Raw genomic sequence first — 16,683 nt, 5'->3', positions numbered from 1 at the left:
GGAAATAACGGAAAAATCGCGCTTAATTGTTTCAAAGCAGCAGGATTGACCTGCTGAATCAGGAAAGCGCGTCAAACAATAGTCCAGAGTAGTCGGGTCGATGCAATCGGGTCGGATAATGTTCTGATCAACCCAGGGCATGGCGACTAATATGGCCGCGAGCGCTGCTCTCAGTCGCAGATGATCCGGGCATGTAACAGGCGTGATTGTCAGACCCGTGTCTGGCACTCGCCGCTACCCCTTTGCCGCCGTCTATTTCCCCCTCTCGACCGAGAAGAGCGCATTCAGCAGGGCGGCCAGCCGCGGATCGGTCCCGTACCAGTTGGGGTTCAACATTCTGTTGGGCGTATAGGAAACGCCCAGGCGACGCGCCGGATCGGCAAATGCCGTGCTGCCTCCAAAGCCGCAATGACCGAAAGACGCCGGGTTTGATCCGTACCTCGTCTGATCGAGTCGAAATCCCGCCGCGTATCGACCCAGCTCGCCATGAGTCTGGTTCAAACCTGCGATGCGCGCGCGGGTCGCTTGCTGTAGCACGGGCTGGCTGATCAGCGGCGTAACAGCCGGCGGTTCGCCGCGAACGAGATGGGCATAGAGCTTGGCGAGATTGCGGGCATTTGACGTACCGCCAGCTCCAGGTAGCCCATATGCGCGACCTTGCGCCTGATCTGGTCCCCAGAGGCTCGAACCCTTGATGGCCGACGCTGCCAACGCCGCCGGGTTGGGCGAGTCAAAACCCAGACTGTTGGGGTCCATTGCCGACACCATCGTGGCGGCGCGATGTTCTTCCACGGGCGGAAGACCCATGAAGGCATCGATCTTGAGCTTCGACGCTATCTCATCGGCGAAGAAACGGCTGACCGTCCGGCCATCGGTTCGCCGGACCAGTTCATCTGCGAGCGTTCCAAAGGTCAGGGAATGATAGCCAAAGACACCCGGCCGGAAAAACGGTTCCTGTGCGGCGAGCCTGGCGGCAAGCGCCTGGTGCTCATGAAAATCTTCAACCGTTGCCGGACCGCGAGGCCCCGTCAGCCCGGCCTGATGGGACATGAGCTCCCCTACGGTCACAGCTCCCTTGCCCTCTGCAGCGAATTCAGGCCAATATGTCGCCACAGGAGTCTCGTAGTTTAGCTTTGCCCTATCCACGAGCATCGCGATGCACATCGAGGTGAGGCCCTTTGTGGTCGACATCAGCGTGTAGAGCGTATTTTCCGTGACCGGAACCGTCCCGGCTTCGTCCGCGCTGCCGCCCCACAGGTCAACCAGCGGCGCGCCGTCCCGGTACACAGCGAAATGCGCTCCAAGCTCCTTGCCCGAGGCGAAATTATCCTCGAAAGCCGCGCGGACAGGTTCATATCCGGGCGCAACGGTTCCATGGACCGCGCCACGAAGGCTGGGGCCTGCGGCAACGCGTTTGGGCGCTTCGGCCGCCATGGCGACGCCGGCCAGCTGCAATCCGGCTGCGCCGACGATCATATCCCGGCGTGACAGAAAAGCTGGTCCCATGTTCTTCTCCTCACGGTTTTACTTATCTGTTGGTAGCAGCCGAAGTCACTCGGCCCTATGTTTGACCAACCACTGCTTCGAATATCTGCTTCTGCTTGCTGACCGCAAAGATCATCAACACAGAGCACAGGCAGGCAATAGCGAGTAGACCCGCGGTCACCAGGAAGGGCAGTCTGTATCCATCAGCCTGATCGAACAGGAAGCCCACCAGCGGCGCGAAGCCGAAAATGAAGGGCAGGACGATCGCATAGCTGATCCCCATCGCCCGGCTGATGCTCGCAGCCCCCACCAGCCTGCTGAGTGCCGCGCCGTGCATCGTCGTCACCGGAACTACGCACATTCCCATCAGCGCCGCGAGTGCGAACAACGGCAAGCCTGTTACATATAGCAGGCCCCACCATACCAGCCCCGCGCATAAAGTTGCGAGCGCGAGCGTGGAAGGAGGGCCAATACGGTCCGTTATCCATCCAACGAGCAAGGTGCCGAAAATTCCGGCGCCGGCATAGACGGAAAGCAGCCCCGATGCGGCTTGCAGCGACAAATTCCGCTCCATGCCGAAGGGGACGATATGGACCAGGAACGCAATACCCGATCCCGATATCATGCCGATCGCAAGCGACAGCAGCCAGAAGGGCGGGCTGGCAAGAATTTCGCGCGTCGACAGCTGCCGATCTCCGGCAGTCCCCTGGGCCGATGCGCCACCCGGGTCCATATTTGTCCCGCGCGGGTTCTGACCGATCCGTCCGGGATACTCCACGATCAGCAGCAGCACGGGTATCAATAGAAGGAAGATCGTCGCGATCCCTCCAAGAACCGGGAATCGCCCATATTCCGGCAGCAGCTCGGCAACGATGAAAGGCGTCACAAACAGCGCGATCGGCAGGTTCACGATGCTCAGGACCTTGGCCTGGCCGGAGATGAACCATCGACTGACCAGCGTCAACGGACCCAATATCGCCAACAGGCACACGCCCGTGCCGATCATGGCGAACATCAAGAGGGCGAGGCCGAACGAAGGAAGAAGGGCGAGACCCAAATAGCCGACCGCGCTGAGCGCCGCGGCGCCGATCATCGCGCTTCTTACCGAGACTTTTTGCAGCAGCCCCCCCAACAACGGAGCCAGGCCGCCCACCGCCAGCATGATCAGGCTCATCCCCGTGGCCGCAACGGCGCGGGTTACGCCGAAATGCTGCTCGGTGCTGGCGAGCAGCGGCCCGAAGGACCCGAAGGCGAAGCCAGCAACAAGGTTTTGCGCCAAAAAGCAGGGTAGAATCACTCTCCATCCCGAGAATGAGCGATCAGTTCGTATGTGCATGGGGTTCCTCTCGCCGCCCCGCGATGTCCCAAAGGCTTTCGGGTTCGCGCTATTATTCTTATGCTAGCAGTTAACCGACATATTACCGAGGCGCAATGTATCAAACTTATCATCGCCTGCGCATCTTCCCGATGGAAGTACGATCGAACAACTCAAACCGCTATAGCCAAACTCCCCTAATGTTGAAGAGCGATGATCTCGCGGCAATGCCGATCGGCGGGACATTTCAGCTTGGCAATCGGGAGGGCTTCATCCGGTTGCCGAAAGCAGTCTATGGCGTGAGAGTTTCGCGCCCCGCAGATGGAAAAATAATTTTGCACCGCTGAGCTAGGGGTTCCGGCCCGTCGATGGTCTTAGCTTCTGACGGCGCAACAGCCGCGACAGGGGAGAGGTCATGAAAAACTGGAAGCACGCCGCAACTGTAACGGTTTGCGGGAGCCTGCTAGCCTATGCCGCACCGGCATTCGCTCAGGGCTATACTATTCCCCGGGGTGATCTGGAGCAGGCTCTCAAGCAGCTTGCGCGACAATCGGGGCTTCAGATGGTTTATCGGCCCGATCAGTTCACCGGCACCGTGACGAGGGGAACGAGCGGCAACGCCTCGCCGGAGGCCGCGCTGATCGAATTGCTTAAAGGCACGGGCTTCGAAGCGAAGCGCGATCCTTCGGGCGCGCAGGCGATCGTCCCCGAAGCGCCCAGAGCGCGTCCCATCGCCTATCAACCCCAGCCCTCGGTTCGAAGCGAGCCGGCAGCAGAGGCGCCTGCGGTCGCACGGCCCGATACGGACATGGGCGACATCATCGTGACAGCGCGCAAGCGCGAGGAGACGTTGATCGACGTGCCGGTGGCGATCACGGCGGTAACTGGCGCCGAGCTGGAAAAGCGCGGCATCAATTCGATGGATGGTATCGCCCGCCTCGTGCCGCAGCTGATCGTCGGCGACGGCGGCACTGCCCAAGGCGGCAGCATCGTGATCCGGGGTATCAGCGGTTCGGACGGCAATCCCTTCGCCGACCAGGCCGTGTCATTCAACATCGATGGCGTGCAGGTGGCGCGTGCCTCGGTGCGTCGCATGGGGCAGATGGACATGCAGCAGGTCGAGGTGCTCAAAGGGCCTCAGGCGCTGTTCTACGGCAAGAACAGCCCTGGCGGGGTCATCTCCATTCGCACCGGCGATCCGACGAAGGAGCTTCAGGGCAAGGCCGCGGTCGGCTATGAGTTCAACGCGCATGAGTGGCGCGGCGAAGGCTATATAGCCGGTCCGATCACCGACAGCCTCGGCTTTCGCATCGCGGCCTATGGATCCAAGATGCGCGGATGGGTTGAGAACACCACGCCGCGCAACCTTATCACCGCGCCCAAGCATCGCTATGCGCCAAGGGCCGAAGAATTCGCGGTGCGCGGAACATTGAAGTACGAGCCTGCGGATAATTTCGATGCCCGCCTGAAGGTCACCTATGGCAAGCTCAAGGATGACGGATATACGTCGAACCTTCAGCTTGTGTCCTGTCCGCTTGGCGCGCCGCAGTCCGGCCAGATCGATGATTGCCGCGCCGATGACAAGGTCTCGGTGGGGGCGCGTACCCCCAATTTCGCCCTGCGCTATCCGGCTTTCGGCGAGAATGATGGCCAGTTGCGGGGCGCTCAGAAGCAGCTGCTGATCGGCTATGAAATGAACTATCGACCGAGCGACGAACTGACGCTGACCTCGGTGACCGGCCTCTATCATATGAAGGCGGACTCCTTCGTCAACGTGACCGCGACCTATATCCCTTCGCGCATGCTGGCATCCAATCAAAGGCTGAGCTTTACCGAACTGTCGGAGGAACTGCGCCTCACCAGCAATTTCGACGGGCCGGTCAACTTCATGATCGGCGGGCATTTCCAGAAGAGCAAGGCCACGCAGGGTTTGGCCGCCTTTCTCAACGGGACCAATTTCACGACGGTCGCGCCGCTGATCCCATCGATCGCCGCCAATTCCTATCACGAGCAGAAGGGCACTGCCTATTCGGCTTTCATGCAGATGCAATGGGATATCACCGATCAGATTCAGTTTTCCGGCGGTGGCCGTTATTCTTATGAGAAGAAAAAGCTGCCGATAGCGGAAAGCGGAACGACCGTCGATCCTGTGACCGGCCTTCTTCTGCCGCGGGTGCCCATTCTCGCCCAGGGTTCCAAGAATAGCTGGAACGACTTCTCGCCCGAATTCACGCTGTCATACCATCCCGACCGGAACCTGAACATCTATGGTTCCTACAAGCATGGCTTCATCTCTGGCGGTTACAACGGGGGCAATGCCAACTTCGCCCTGCCGCTCGATTACGACCAGCAGACCGTCAAGGGTTTCGAAGCAGGGGCCAAGGCGTCCCTGCTGGATGGTAGCCTGCGCACCAGCCTCGCGCTCTACAGCTATGAAGTAAAAGGCCTTCAGGTCACCATCAGCACCGGCATTTTCCAGGAACTCAAAAATGTCGGCAAGGTGCGGAGCAAGGGCGGGGAATTCGACTTCTCCTATCGCACGCCGCTTGAGGGGCTGAGCCTGCACGGCGCCGTGGCCTATAACAAAGCGCGCTATGTCGATTATTTCGCAAACTGCTATCGGGGTCAGAGCAAGGCCCTTGGTTGCGCATTCGTGCCGGTGCCAGGGCAGCCTGGCTCGGGGGCGCCCGCAGCTCCGGGCGTCAATGGATCTCTGCAAAACCTGGCCGGCGGACAAGTGGTTCGCACGCCCGAATGGACGGGCAATGTGGGCTTCGATTATGAAACGCCGATCGGGTCCGGCATGAAAATCGGTCTGTCGACCAATATGACGTTCAGCGCGAGCTATCTCTCCGACCCAGCCTCCATTCCGGAGGGACGGGTGCCCAATTACCAGCTGTTCGATGCGACGCTGCGCCTCTCGGAGCAGGATGATCGCTGGGACATTGCGCTGATCGGCCGCAACCTTACCGATAAATATTATTTCGTCAGGGCAAGCAATGTGCCCAACACTGGCACAGCACCGGGCAACGAAACTGGCCCTGCTGTTCTCGGCGATCTTCAGTCTTATGTCAGCCGAGGTCGGGAAATCATGCTGCGCGTGTCGACCAAGTTTTGATGAACAGGAGTCTCTTGGTGCGAATTACCTCCAAATGGTCGATGATCCTGGCCTGCACGATTTGTGCGGGCCAGGGTGCGGCGCAGGCCCCGTCGAAAGCGGGGCCGCCATCCTATCCTGTGCTCACCTATCCCACGACCAGCCGTGCGCCTGTGATCCCGCCAAGCGAGGCGGGGCTCCAGACGATCGTCGCGCAGCCCTGGTACAGCATGACGACCACCATGCCGGCGTTCGGCGGGATGGACCAGAATCTCTTTATAGAAGGTCCTCTGTTCGACGCGCAGGGCAACCTGCTGTTCGTCGAGGTCCAAGGGGGCCGGGTCATGCGGCTTTCCCCCAAGCAAGACCTGACGATGATCCTGCCGAAGAATGAAGGCCACTCTTCTGGTCTGGCCTTTCTGAAAAACGGCCGCATCCTCGTGGCAGGTGGCGGAGGCAGTATATTCTCGATCCGGCCGGATGGTTCGGACAAGCAGGTCATCATCGATCCCAAGGCGGGTTATAAGCCCAACGACCTCGCCATGGACAAGGAAGGCGGTTTCTACTTCACCGATTTCCAGGGCAACAATGCCGGTCCCACTGGCGGGGTTTATCATGTCGCGCCGGACATGAAGACGATAACCCCCATCATCACGCACCTGTCGATGCCCAACGGGATCGCGCTCAGCCCGGAAGGCAAGACTTTGTGGATCGGCGAGGTGGGCACGGGGTTTCTCCATCGCATCGACCTTGCCACGCCAACGCAGATTTCCCCCGTGGTCGGCACGACGATGCGCTATCATTTCACCGGCGCGACCGTGGATTCGCTGCGAACGGACGTCGACGGCAACGTCTATGCCGCGCTCGCTGGCGAGGGCCGGGTGATGGTCTTCAATCCCAAGGGCGTTCCGATCGGCCAGATACTGATCCCCGACCGGGACCGTGGCGAATTGCTCTTCACCACCAGCATGGCGATCAAGCCCGGCACCCGCGAACTCTATATCCTGTCGAGCGACTATCCCGGACGCACCGCCAAGATCCACCGTGCCGGCGCCTTCGCCAAAGCCGCAGCCGCGCCTGGCCCTTGACACGCGCATGGTTGCCAGGACAGCGGGCATGGGCATTATCGCCGTTTGCAGAGCGAGGCGTAGGGGCATCGGCTTGGTCGCGTTACGGTGAGCGCCGTGCCGCCATATTCAAAGGCATCCGCCCAAACCAATAAGACCTGTTGGATTCACGTGATCGGCTTTATACGAGGCGAAAGTGGTTCGACCCGGCATTATCGCTGCCGCACTATCTTGGGGAAATTGAGACATGAAAGCTGTAAGATGGACGGCGAGCGAGAAGCCAGGTCTGGAATTACATGATGAGCCGACGCCGACGCCGGGGGTTTATGATGTATTGATCCGTGTGCACGCCGCGTCCCTGAATTACCGGGACCAGATCATCCTGGAAGGCAAATATCTCGGTCCGCTCAAACAAAATGGCGTGCCCCTCTCGGACGGAGCGGGCGAGGTCGTCGCGGTCGGAGCCGGCGTTACCCGGGCGAAGATAGGCGACCGCGTGGCTGCAAGCTGCCATCCTCACTGGATCGCCGGGCCTCCGCTTCCCGAGCACCGGTTGGATAGCGTCGGCATCAGCCGGGACGGAATGTTGGCCGAACATATCCTGCTGCACGAAAACGCTATCGTACATCTGCCCGTCAGCATGTCGTTCATCGAGGCTGCGTGTCTCCCATGTGCTGGCGTTACCGCCTGGACAGGTCTCAATCGGTCATCGCCCCTTCAGCCGGGCCAGACGGTTCTGGTCCAGGGCACAGGCGGCGTCGCCTTGTTCGCGCTCCAGGCGGCGCGGATGTTCGGCGCCCGCGTTTTTGCGATTACGTCGACGGACGACAAGGTAAGAACGCTCGAAGAACTCGGGGCGGCCGGTGTGGTGAACTACCGAACATTCCCCGACTGGGAGCGCGAAATCCTTGCCCTCACGAACGGCAGGGGCGTCGACAAGGTGATCGACATCGCTGGGGAAAGCACGATCGTGAAGTCGGCGGCGTCGACCAGGGTCGGCGGCGACATCGCGGTGGTGGGCTTCACCAGCGGCTTTGGCGGCGGTCTGCCGCCGATCGACATTCTGGGGCGGTCGCTCAATGTGGCGGGCACAGCCATCGGCCCCCGGGCGGACTTCGAAGCCCTGGTCGCGGCCATGGCCCAGCACAAGGTTACGCCAGTCATCGACAGTGTGTTCCCCTTTGCCCAGTATAGAGATGCATATCGCCGCCTCGAAAGCGGCAGCCATGTCGGGAAAATTGTCATCGAGGTCAGCAAATAGCTCGCATTTCACCAGGCTCAGCCGCGTTCTCAATGGTCCGACCCGCCGCCGTAGTTCAAATCGATGGAGGATAAAGCAATGCGCTTCCACGTCGGAGAAGCGGTTAACCCGGTGAAGAACTACCTGCCTTTCGCCAAAGCCCTGGAATCTCTGGGGTATGACGGTTTTGCGATTTCCGACAGCATTCTTTATCCCCGAGATAGTCAGACAAGCTATGAATATGGCGCAGATGGCTCTCGTGCGTTCATCGAAAACAAGCCGGTCGTGGAGAGCTTCGTGCTCGCCTCGGCAATCGGTGTCGCCACTTCGCTGGAAATCACGACGAGTGTCGTAAAGCTTCCCATGCGGCACCCTGTATATGCGGCGAAGCTAGCCAGCTCCGTAGCGGCAATGGCGAACGGCCGATTTAACTTTGGTGTCGGTCTGAGCCCCTGGCCGGAAGACTATATCGCCCTCGGTGTTCCTTACGAGGGCCGCGGGGGCCGGCTGGACGAATGCATTGAAATAGTTCGAGGGCTTACTGGCGGGGGTTATTTCGAATATCACGGAAAATATTACGACTTTCCGGCGATCAAGATCAACCCGATCCCGAGCTGCCCTTTGCCAATCATCGTGGGTGGGCACTCCGATCCTGCTTTGAAGCGCGCTGCGCGGAACGATGGTTGGAGTTGCGCAGGGGCGTCGTTCGCGGAGTTGGTCGCGATGATCAAGAAGTTGAATTCCTTCCGCTCAGACTACGGACGAACTGGCGATTTTCGTATATTCGAGTCCGATATGGGCAAAGTAACTTACGACGATGTGAAGCGGAAGGAAGATACGGGCGTGACAGATCTTATCTTATTTTTCAGGAATATTTATGAAATAGGAGAAGATCTAGAGCCGATTTCTGAAAAAATTGATCGATTTAAAAGATTTTCTGATGAAGTCATAGCGCGAACATAGAAGCGCGTTCGACCTTTATACGCTTTTCTACCGGCCGATCGTAGACGGCATGGGTGATGCAGGTCGCCGACTTAGGGTCTGTCCCGAAATGCGCGCGCGTCGCCTCCATATAGGCAAAGACGCTCTCCTCATTCAGCGCCTGCATTCTAAAAGATCGATAATATTTCTTATGTTAAATAATGCGATGGTCCGCGTCGTAGCCCTGGCCAGATTCCAGCGCGCCAGCGTGAGGCGCTAACAAGACCGAGGGGGAGACCCTCGGAAGACGGCCCGAAACATGGCGGGTTCGACGCGGCACCGCCTGACAGCTATTCGTCATGTCGTGGCGTTAAGCGCTTAGAGCATTTTCGAAGCAGACGCTAACGTCTGCTGGCCCGGAAAAAATGCGGAAATCAAACAATTATTAGAGGGTGATCCGCTTCAGTATGAACGGATCACGCTCTAGTGGTGGATCAAATTACGCCATGGCAGAATCAATATTTGCTCGTGACCCGGATCTAGAAGCTGGTCGATGCACGAACCCCGAACTGGCGCGGCATGCCCCAGGTCGCTGGCGCGATGTCGCCCACATCGGTCTGAGAGACGAAATATTCCTGATCGAACAGATTCTTGGCAAACGCTTCTATCCTGACGCCGCCGGGCGTCTGCCAGCCGAGCCGCGCCCCGACGACCGCATATCCATCCTGCACCGCATAAGGGTTATTATCGGGCCTGAAGAAGAATTTGGTCTGATAAATGATGTCGCCGCCGAGGATCAGCGAGCCCCGGCCTTCGCCCAATGACGGCTGCCAGCTAAATTGTCCGCTGATGCTGAACTTGGGCGTATTGGCCAGTCTGTTGCCATCGAGCGAACGGCCACCGATCAGCAGATTGGCGGGTGCGCTCAGTTCGTTGGAATTATAAGCGGCGCCGATCGAAGCGGTCAGGTCACGGCTCGGCCGGGCCGTTAGTTCCGCTTCTATGCCCTTGATCTTGGCATTGCCGATATTGAGATATGTCGGCACGATGCCGCCCGGGCAGCTCGCACATGTGACCGTCGCCGAAGACTGAATGTTTCGGTACTGGCTGTAGAAGCCGCCAATGTTCGCGACGAGCCTGCGATCGAACAGGTTCGACTTCACCCCGAATTCATAGGTTTTGATCGTTTCGGAACCGACCGGCCCGACCCCGCTTTGGGTCGTCGCAAACGCGGTATTATAGCCGCCCGTCTTGAAACCGCTGGACGCGGTCGCATAGAGCATCACATCGGATGTGACGTGCCAGTCCGCACCGAAATGCCAGGTCACTTTCTTCGGCGCGATCCGACCCGAATAGGTGAAGGTCGGCGTTCCCTCACGCGTTCCGGGACGCGGTCCCCTGACGGCGGCATAGGCGCGCAAAGTCTTTTCGTCGCTCGTATAGCGAAGCCCGCCGGTCAGATTGAGCGTGTCCGTCACGGCATAGGTGCCCTGGGCGAAGGCACCGAGGCTGGAAATCTTCTGGTCGGAATAGGAGCCGAAATTCTGACCGAGCTGGATCGCCGTAAAGAAACGGGTGTCCGTGTAATAAATCCCGCCGGCAATCCATTGCAGCCTGCCGACATCGCCGGACAATCTGAATTCCTGGCTGAACTGGCGATGCTTGATATAGTAATCGATCCAGATGTCGGCGCCATATGTCGGCGTCGACCCGGTATCGAGCGAGTCCCGCTTGCGGCCGCCTTCGACTGCCGTGATCGACGTGAACTTCACGTCGCCGATATCCGCGTTCAATTTCAGGAAACCGCCTGCCGAGGTCAGCGAGAACGGAATGTCGCGCCGCGATGAATAGGGATGCCGCGGATCGGGATCGGGATCGCGAAACCCGACCGCATTGGCGCACAGCGCCGCCCTGACCTGCGCGGGCGTGCAGACCTGCGTGAGATTGGCGGGGTTACGCTTGCCAAAGCCGGCGCGCGCGTCCTCGCTACCGGCGCTATCGCCAAAATGGCCGCTCAGGGTCAGCGAGACCGCGTCGGACAGATCGGCATCCACCGTCGCCCTGACGGCGACCGCATGATCCACCTTGGCAAGCCGCGTCCCGAAATTCTCGCTGGTCTGCCAGCCATCGTTACGATTGAAGCGGCCGGCAACGCGGGCGCGCACCGAATCGCTGATCGGACCGGAAACCGCCCCTTCGAACACGACATCGTTGAAGCTGGAATATTGCCCCAGCACCTGACCTTCGAACTGCGCGGTCGGACGCTGGGAGATATAGTGCACGAGGCCGCCGGTCGCATTGCGGCCGTAAAGCGTGCCCTGCGGCCCGCGCAAAATCTCGATCCGTTCGACGTCGAACAATTGCTGGTTGGCCGAGAACGGATTGCCCAGATACACATCGTCCGCATAGATCGCGACGGAGCTTTCATTGGTGTAGGTGAAATCCAGAATAGTGACGCCGCGGATATTATAAACCGGCAATCCCGCATTCCCCGCCACACCCTGAAAGCGGACGCCGGGCGTCTGGGAAATGACGTCGCTGATATTACCGGCACCCATTTCGCGCAGTCGCTCGCCCGAAAAGGCGGCGATTGAAACGGGCACATCCTGCAGTTTTTGTTCGCGGCGCTGCGCGGTCACGATGATCTCGCTCGCTCCACCATCGTCAGGCGCGACCGGTGCCTGTGCCGCCGCCGGCGCGTCCACGACGGGCTGGGCATAGTTTGCAGGCGCCAGCTTCATCAGAGACGCCGGCTTCGAAGAAGGCCTTGGCACGGGCACGACCAGAAACGATCCGCCGGGCGCGCGTGTCGCAGCCAGGTCGCTGCCGCGCAGCAACAGGCCCAGCGCCTGTTCGGCCTCATACGCTCCCTGCAGGGCCGGCGCGGTCCTGTCCCGTACGCTTTCGGGCCGGAACGCGATATTGACCCGGGCTTTGCTGCCCACTGCACGAAGCGATCTGGCCAGGGTCTGGCTCGGAAGGTCGAATTGATATGATGCCTGCGCGACCGCTGGAGCACTCACGACCATTGCGGCGACCAGCGCCATGCCCGACGCGCAGCTTGCCCTGCTCGAAAGCTTCATCGACATCTCCCCTGTTTCCGGCTCATTTGACGAGCCCGTTGTTTCAGTTGCTAGACGAACAAGTTCGCAATTCCGGACATTAGAAGTTCGCGGAAGATTATCCTGCGTGGCGCTCCGGCATATCATGGGCCAGCGGCTGCCTTGCGGACGGCGCGAGGCGGATTTCGCCCCCCTGGCGTTCGATCCTCAACTGATGCAGCGTGGCCGCCGCAATCGCAAATTGTTCCAGTTCATCGATGCCGAATATCCCCGAAATCCGAAGGGTCGCGACGGATGCATCCACGACAAGGGACTTGGACCCGGCATAGCGGTTCATTTCACCCGCCGCCTCCATCAGGCTCGCATCTTCGAATATCACCTCGCCATTGCGCCATGCGGTAACGATGTCGATCTGCGGCCGGTCGACGAACACGCCCGCGCGCGGGCTTATGGTCGCACGCTCGCCCGGGCTGAGCACGGCCAGGGCGACCTGTCGCATGCCTTGCGCACGGGCTATCTCCACCCGCCCGTGCGTCAGCGTGACGACGCTTCCCCGGGGCAGGCGCCGAACGACGAATGTCGTACCCAGCGCGCGCACCCGTTCATCGCCGCTGACGACAATGAAGGGACGATGCGGATCCTTGCGGACGTGGAACATCGCTTCGCCCCGGTCGAGCCGGAGCCGGCGCTCCTGGCTGCCATAGAGCATGGTTATCTGGCTGTCGGAGTTCAGGTCGACGCGCGATCCATCGGAAAGCAGGATGGTTTCCTGCCGCCCCAAGGCGGTCGCATATATTGTGGGTTGCGGGGTCAGCCAGGCATAGCCGATGCCGATCATCGCCAGGATAGCTGCAGCCAGGGCGAAAAGCATCACCCTGCGCTGTTGAGGGGGCCGTTCGCCCGGCTCTTGTGGGATCTCGAACAGAACCGCACCGGGCAATATGTCCCATATTTCGGTGGCGGTTCCGAACGCATTGCGGTGCGCCTCATCCTCGTCGAACCAGGCGCGGAAAGCCTTTTTCGTCAGTTCCGGGGTCTGCTGACCCTGGAGCCGCGACAGCCAGGCGGCGGCCTCGGCCCGGATCTGCTGCTCCTGCCTCAGGTGTGGCGTCACCATTCCTCGACCCACTTCATGAGGAAGAGCGTGGCACGAGCGATCTGCTTTTCGACGGCGGCGATAGACATGCCTTCGTGGAACGCGATGTCGGCCACGCTGGTCCCGTCCAGTCGCCGGGCGAGCAGGATGCGACGGCTCGTCTCGCTCATTTCTTGCAGCCCCTCATTGACGCGCTGCAGCCGAGTGCGCGCGCGGGCGATCTCGAAGGGATCAGGTTGCGCATCACCGAACTGCTCCAATCCTGTGACAGTCGTTGTAACCGGCGCCCGGGCTCTGCGACGCGCATGGTCGATCGATATGTTGATGGCCGTCCGGACGAGAATGGCTTCCTGCGACCGAACCTTCTGTCGCTTCTCATATTCGCGCAATCGCACAAATGCGTCATGGACGAGATCCTCGCTCTCATCCACGGATACGCCACGGCGGTGCAGCACGGCCGTGGCCTTTCGCAGCATGTCTTTGATCTTCGCCATCCGTTCCGCTTTATATCTCTGACCCGAGACGAACGACAGGCCGATCCCGGACATTCGCGCGGGAATTATGAGCGGCGACGCCGCTAGCCGTCAGGCAGCCTCTTGCCGCAAAATTATTATAATTATGAGAGACTGGCGGGGTTCAGCCCTCCGCCGGTGACCAATCGCGCGGTGATCGACAGTGCGGACGCGATCATGCTGAATCTACAACGCACGGAGCTGTGATCGCGTCGATCAGCTACGTCATTTACCAGAACGCCCATTATCTGGGCGCGCATATACGGCTCAGCTCAACGTGGGCCTGTCGTGCCCAACGCCGTGACGACCTTGTCCGTTTGCGCCGGCACATCCTGCGTGCTTTTGGAGATGGGCTGCGGTTCCGATCCGGTTCCGCTGAACGGCGCGTTTGCTCCGTGCACATGATCATAATGCACGATCGGGTCGTAAAGGACGGTGCCGTCTAGATTGAGATCCTTTGCCTCCGCCTTACCCATGGCGGCCAGCAGCGCAAAGCCCGCGACATAGGCGTCGCGCTGCGCCGTGACGGTCGTCACTTGGGCATTGAGCAATTCCTGTTCGGCATTGAGCCGGTCGATCAACGGACGCATGCCGACATCGGTCTGCGCCTTGATGCTTTCGAGCGCGCGCACATTCGCCGCGACGCCGCGCTGGGCCGTGCCGATCACGATCTCCGACGCGCGCCAGGTGGAATAGGCCGATCGGGTTTCGGCGATGGCCAGCCGCTCGGCTTCGATCACCTTCTCGATCGCGACGCCCTGCTTCTCGCGCGCCTGGCGCGTTTGCGCGGCGATGCCCCCGCCATTGTAGATCGGCAGTTTCAGCTGCACGCCGACGCTCGCCGTTACGCCCTGATCGCGGTTGCGTGGACCGGTGCCGGGCGCGAGCGAATTGAGATAGTCATATTGGTTGAGATTGCCGATCGCGCTCAGCCGCGGCAGGCCGGCGGCGCCCGCGACCGTGACGTCCTGATCCGATGCGCGACGTTCCGCCCGCGCGATCAGCAGCTTGGGATTATTGTCCATCGCGACCGAAACCGCGACCTCGGGCGATGCCGGCATTGCGGGCAAGGGCTGTGGCGGATCGAGCGGGCCGGGTTCATGGCCGACAAGCCGCACATAGGCTTCGCGGCTGGCGATAAGGCGCGCCCTGGCGGTTTCGAGCTGGCTTTGGGCCAGCGCTTCGCGCGCCTCTGCCTGATCGACGTCGCTCGAAGGCCGTTCACCGGCGCGCAGCCGCTCGCGGGTCTCCGTCAGCGTATAGGTCAGCACGCCCGTGTTGCGCTCGTTGAGCCGAACGATCGCCTCGTCGCGAATGACGTCCATATAGGCGCCGACCACGGAGGTGAAAAGATCGGACTCGGTGGACCGCAGCCCGGCCCTGCTCGATTCCACTCGGGCTTCGGCGGCCCGCACCGCGCTGCCGACGGCGCCGAAGGTCAGGAGGGGTACGTTGGCGCTCAGTTGACTGACCAGCTGGCGTTCGGGATTGGAAACGAAACCGCCGGGCGTCGCTTTGCCCTTGAGGATATTTTCCTCATAGGTCGCGGTGCCCTCGACCGTGGGCAGTCCCGCAGCGCGCGCGATCGGCACGCTTTCGTCGGTCGCCCGCACCGCGCCGCGCTGCGCCATCAGCGTCGGATTGCTTTCATAGGCGGCGCGCAGCGCGCCCTGAAGCGTGTCGGCGAGCAGCGGCGCGGGCGCGATCGCCGCCACCGCGCAACATAGGTTCAGCGCGCTGCGAACGCCGCGCCTCCGCATGGCTCCGTCAAAATTTACCCCCGACATGTCATGTGCCCCCCTGTATGCCGATATTCTTGATATCAATCCGGCAGCGAAGACCCGCCGGCAGCCGGTTGCCCGGGTTCGGCAATTCGAGCCGCATGCCGAAGGTCCCGCTGGCCGCGTCGAACACACGATCGATGATCTTGATCCGCGCCAGATATTTGCCGCCGACCGGCTGTTCCGGCAGGATCGTCACCTGATCGCCGACATGCACCCCGTTAAGCTGCGCGATCGGCGCAAACACTTCCACATTGAGCGGGTCCACCTTGGCGATGGTGAGGATATGCGATGCGCTCGCGCCGCGATATTCGCCGACCGACATCGCCCGTTCGGTCACGATGCCGCTGATCGGGCTGCGCACCGTCTTTTCGGCAAGCACCGTCTGCGACTGGACATATTCCAGCTGGGCCACCCGCTGATTCTGCGCAGCGGCCCCGCGCTCTTCATCGGCGGCGCGCGCATTGGCCTGCGCTTCTTCCACCGCGTCGCGCGCCAGATATTTCTCGATCGCCTCGCTGCGCTGCTTGACCGAAGCGAGATAGGCCGCGCGACTGGCCGCAGCGCGCACCGAATAGCCGTTGGCGGCGCGTGCGCTGGCCGCGGCCGCCGTCGCCCGGTCGACATCGGACCGCAATTGCGCCACCACCTGACCACTCCGCACCGCATCGCCGCGATCGACATAGATCGCCTGGATCACGCCTTCGACCCCGCTGTTGACGCGGATCACCTGGCTGGGTTCGATCAGGCAGTCGGTCGGGCGGGCGGGATCCATGCCCGGCGGCAGGATCGATCCGGCATCCTTGCGCTGCATCTTTACGGGCGCAGGTTGCGGGCGTCCCGGCGCGGCCGCGGCGTGCACCGCCGCCGGCTGCTTGGGATCGTCCCCGGAGAAGAGGAAAATCACAATCAGGAAGGCGGCCGCTGCACCACCCCCGAAAAGCAGGACACGAGCGCGATCCATCTACCCCCTGTTCTCCAACGAGAACCCTCTTGCGAGAAACATCTTTATTAGCCTGCTTCTTCATACGATGCTTGGCGCATTTATCAACGCCCAACATGAGACCATGCCGCAAAATAGAGATTGAAATACCTTATATTTAGCAA

11 protein-coding genes are annotated in these 16,683 nt (G+C 60.9%); 4 read left to right on the top strand and 7 right to left on the bottom strand.

The window, feature by feature from the left end; genetic code table 11:
* Positions 1–252 precede the first annotated feature (252 nt).
* Complete coding sequence (locus WG907_RS14665; protein ID WP_340233936.1) at positions 253–1,506, bottom strand: serine hydrolase domain-containing protein; 1,254 nt, start codon at positions 1,504–1,506, stop codon at positions 253–255.
* A 55-nt stretch (positions 1,507–1,561) separates the two neighbouring features.
* On the bottom strand, positions 1,562–2,782 hold the full coding sequence (locus WG907_RS14660; RefSeq protein WP_340233934.1) for an MFS transporter: 1,221 nt from the start codon (positions 2,780–2,782) through the stop codon (positions 1,562–1,564).
* 433 nt (positions 2,783–3,215) lie between these two features.
* Here WG907_RS14660 and WG907_RS14655 point away from each other — a divergent pair, with 433 nt between their 5' ends.
* From WG907_RS14655 to WG907_RS14640, 4 genes are all read left to right on the top strand, one after another.
* Positions 3,216–5,918, top strand: a complete 2,703-nt coding sequence (locus WG907_RS14655; protein ID WP_340233932.1) for a TonB-dependent receptor — start codon at positions 3,216–3,218, stop codon at positions 5,916–5,918.
* Positions 5,919–5,935: 17 nt separating this feature from the next.
* Positions 5,936–6,985 (top strand): SMP-30/gluconolactonase/LRE family protein, encoded by a 1,050-nt coding sequence (locus WG907_RS14650; RefSeq protein ID WP_340233930.1) that lies wholly within the window; start codon positions 5,936–5,938, stop codon positions 6,983–6,985.
* A gap of 226 nt (positions 6,986–7,211) precedes the next feature.
* Positions 7,212–8,225: a zinc-dependent alcohol dehydrogenase family protein gene (locus WG907_RS14645; RefSeq protein ID WP_340233929.1), complete on the top strand. Its 1,014-nt coding sequence runs from the start codon at positions 7,212–7,214 to the stop codon at positions 8,223–8,225.
* Between the two features lie 78 nt (positions 8,226–8,303).
* Positions 8,304–9,167: an LLM class flavin-dependent oxidoreductase gene (locus WG907_RS14640; RefSeq protein WP_340233927.1), complete on the top strand. Its 864-nt coding sequence runs from the start codon at positions 8,304–8,306 to the stop codon at positions 9,165–9,167.
* 497 nt (positions 9,168–9,664) lie between these two features.
* Here the strand turns inward: WG907_RS14640 and WG907_RS14635 are convergent, their stop codons facing one another.
* The 5 genes from WG907_RS14635 to WG907_RS14615 form a co-directional block, all read right to left on the bottom strand.
* Entirely contained in the window at positions 9,665–12,208 is a 2,544-nt protein-coding gene (locus WG907_RS14635) for a TonB-dependent receptor (RefSeq protein ID WP_340233925.1), read from the bottom strand.
* Positions 12,209–12,305: 97 nt separating this feature from the next.
* Positions 12,306–13,304 carry a FecR family protein gene (locus WG907_RS14630; protein WP_340233923.1) on the bottom strand — a complete coding sequence of 333 codons (999 nt, stop codon included), beginning with the start codon at positions 13,302–13,304 and terminating at the stop codon, positions 12,306–12,308.
* Positions 13,298–13,777, bottom strand: a complete 480-nt coding sequence (locus WG907_RS14625; RefSeq protein ID WP_340233921.1) for an RNA polymerase sigma factor — start codon at positions 13,775–13,777, stop codon at positions 13,298–13,300. The genes WG907_RS14630 and WG907_RS14625 overlap by 7 nt, the downstream gene beginning before the upstream one ends.
* 290 nt (positions 13,778–14,067) lie before the next feature.
* Positions 14,068–15,555, bottom strand: a complete 1,488-nt coding sequence (locus tag WG907_RS14620; protein ID WP_340233920.1) for a TolC family outer membrane protein — start codon at positions 15,553–15,555, stop codon at positions 14,068–14,070.
* A gap of 28 nt (positions 15,556–15,583) precedes the next feature.
* Entirely contained in the window at positions 15,584–16,540 is a 957-nt protein-coding gene (locus WG907_RS14615) for an efflux RND transporter periplasmic adaptor subunit (protein ID WP_340233918.1), read from the bottom strand.
* Positions 16,541–16,683: the final 143 nt, after the last annotated feature.

The organism is Sphingobium fluminis (genome assembly GCF_037723805.1).
Taxonomy (GTDB): Bacteria; Pseudomonadota; Alphaproteobacteria; order Sphingomonadales; family Sphingomonadaceae; genus Sphingobium.
This window is presented reverse-complemented; position numbering and strand designations above follow the sequence as displayed.

Coding starts and splice junctions, on each gene's coding strand:
- WG907_RS14665 (WP_340233936.1), bottom strand. CDS start 1,506: ATGGGACCAGCTTTTCTGTCACGCCGGGATATGATCGTCGGCGCAGCC.
- WG907_RS14655 (WP_340233932.1), top strand. CDS start 3,216: ATGAAAAACTGGAAGCACGCCGCAACTGTAACGGTTTGCGGGAGCCTG.
- WG907_RS14645 (WP_340233929.1), top strand. CDS start 7,212: ATGAAAGCTGTAAGATGGACGGCGAGCGAGAAGCCAGGTCTGGAATTA.
- WG907_RS14640 (WP_340233927.1), top strand. CDS start 8,304: ATGCGCTTCCACGTCGGAGAAGCGGTTAACCCGGTGAAGAACTACCTG.
- WG907_RS14635 (WP_340233925.1), bottom strand. CDS start 12,208: ATGAAGCTTTCGAGCAGGGCAAGCTGCGCGTCGGGCATGGCGCTGGTC.
- WG907_RS14630 (WP_340233923.1), bottom strand. CDS start 13,304: ATGGTGACGCCACACCTGAGGCAGGAGCAGCAGATCCGGGCCGAGGCC.
- WG907_RS14625 (WP_340233921.1), bottom strand. CDS start 13,777: ATGGCGAAGATCAAAGACATGCTGCGAAAGGCCACGGCCGTGCTGCAC.
- WG907_RS14620 (WP_340233920.1), bottom strand. CDS start 15,555: ATGCGGAGGCGCGGCGTTCGCAGCGCGCTGAACCTATGTTGCGCGGTG.
- WG907_RS14615 (WP_340233918.1), bottom strand. CDS start 16,540: ATGGATCGCGCTCGTGTCCTGCTTTTCGGGGGTGGTGCAGCGGCCGCC.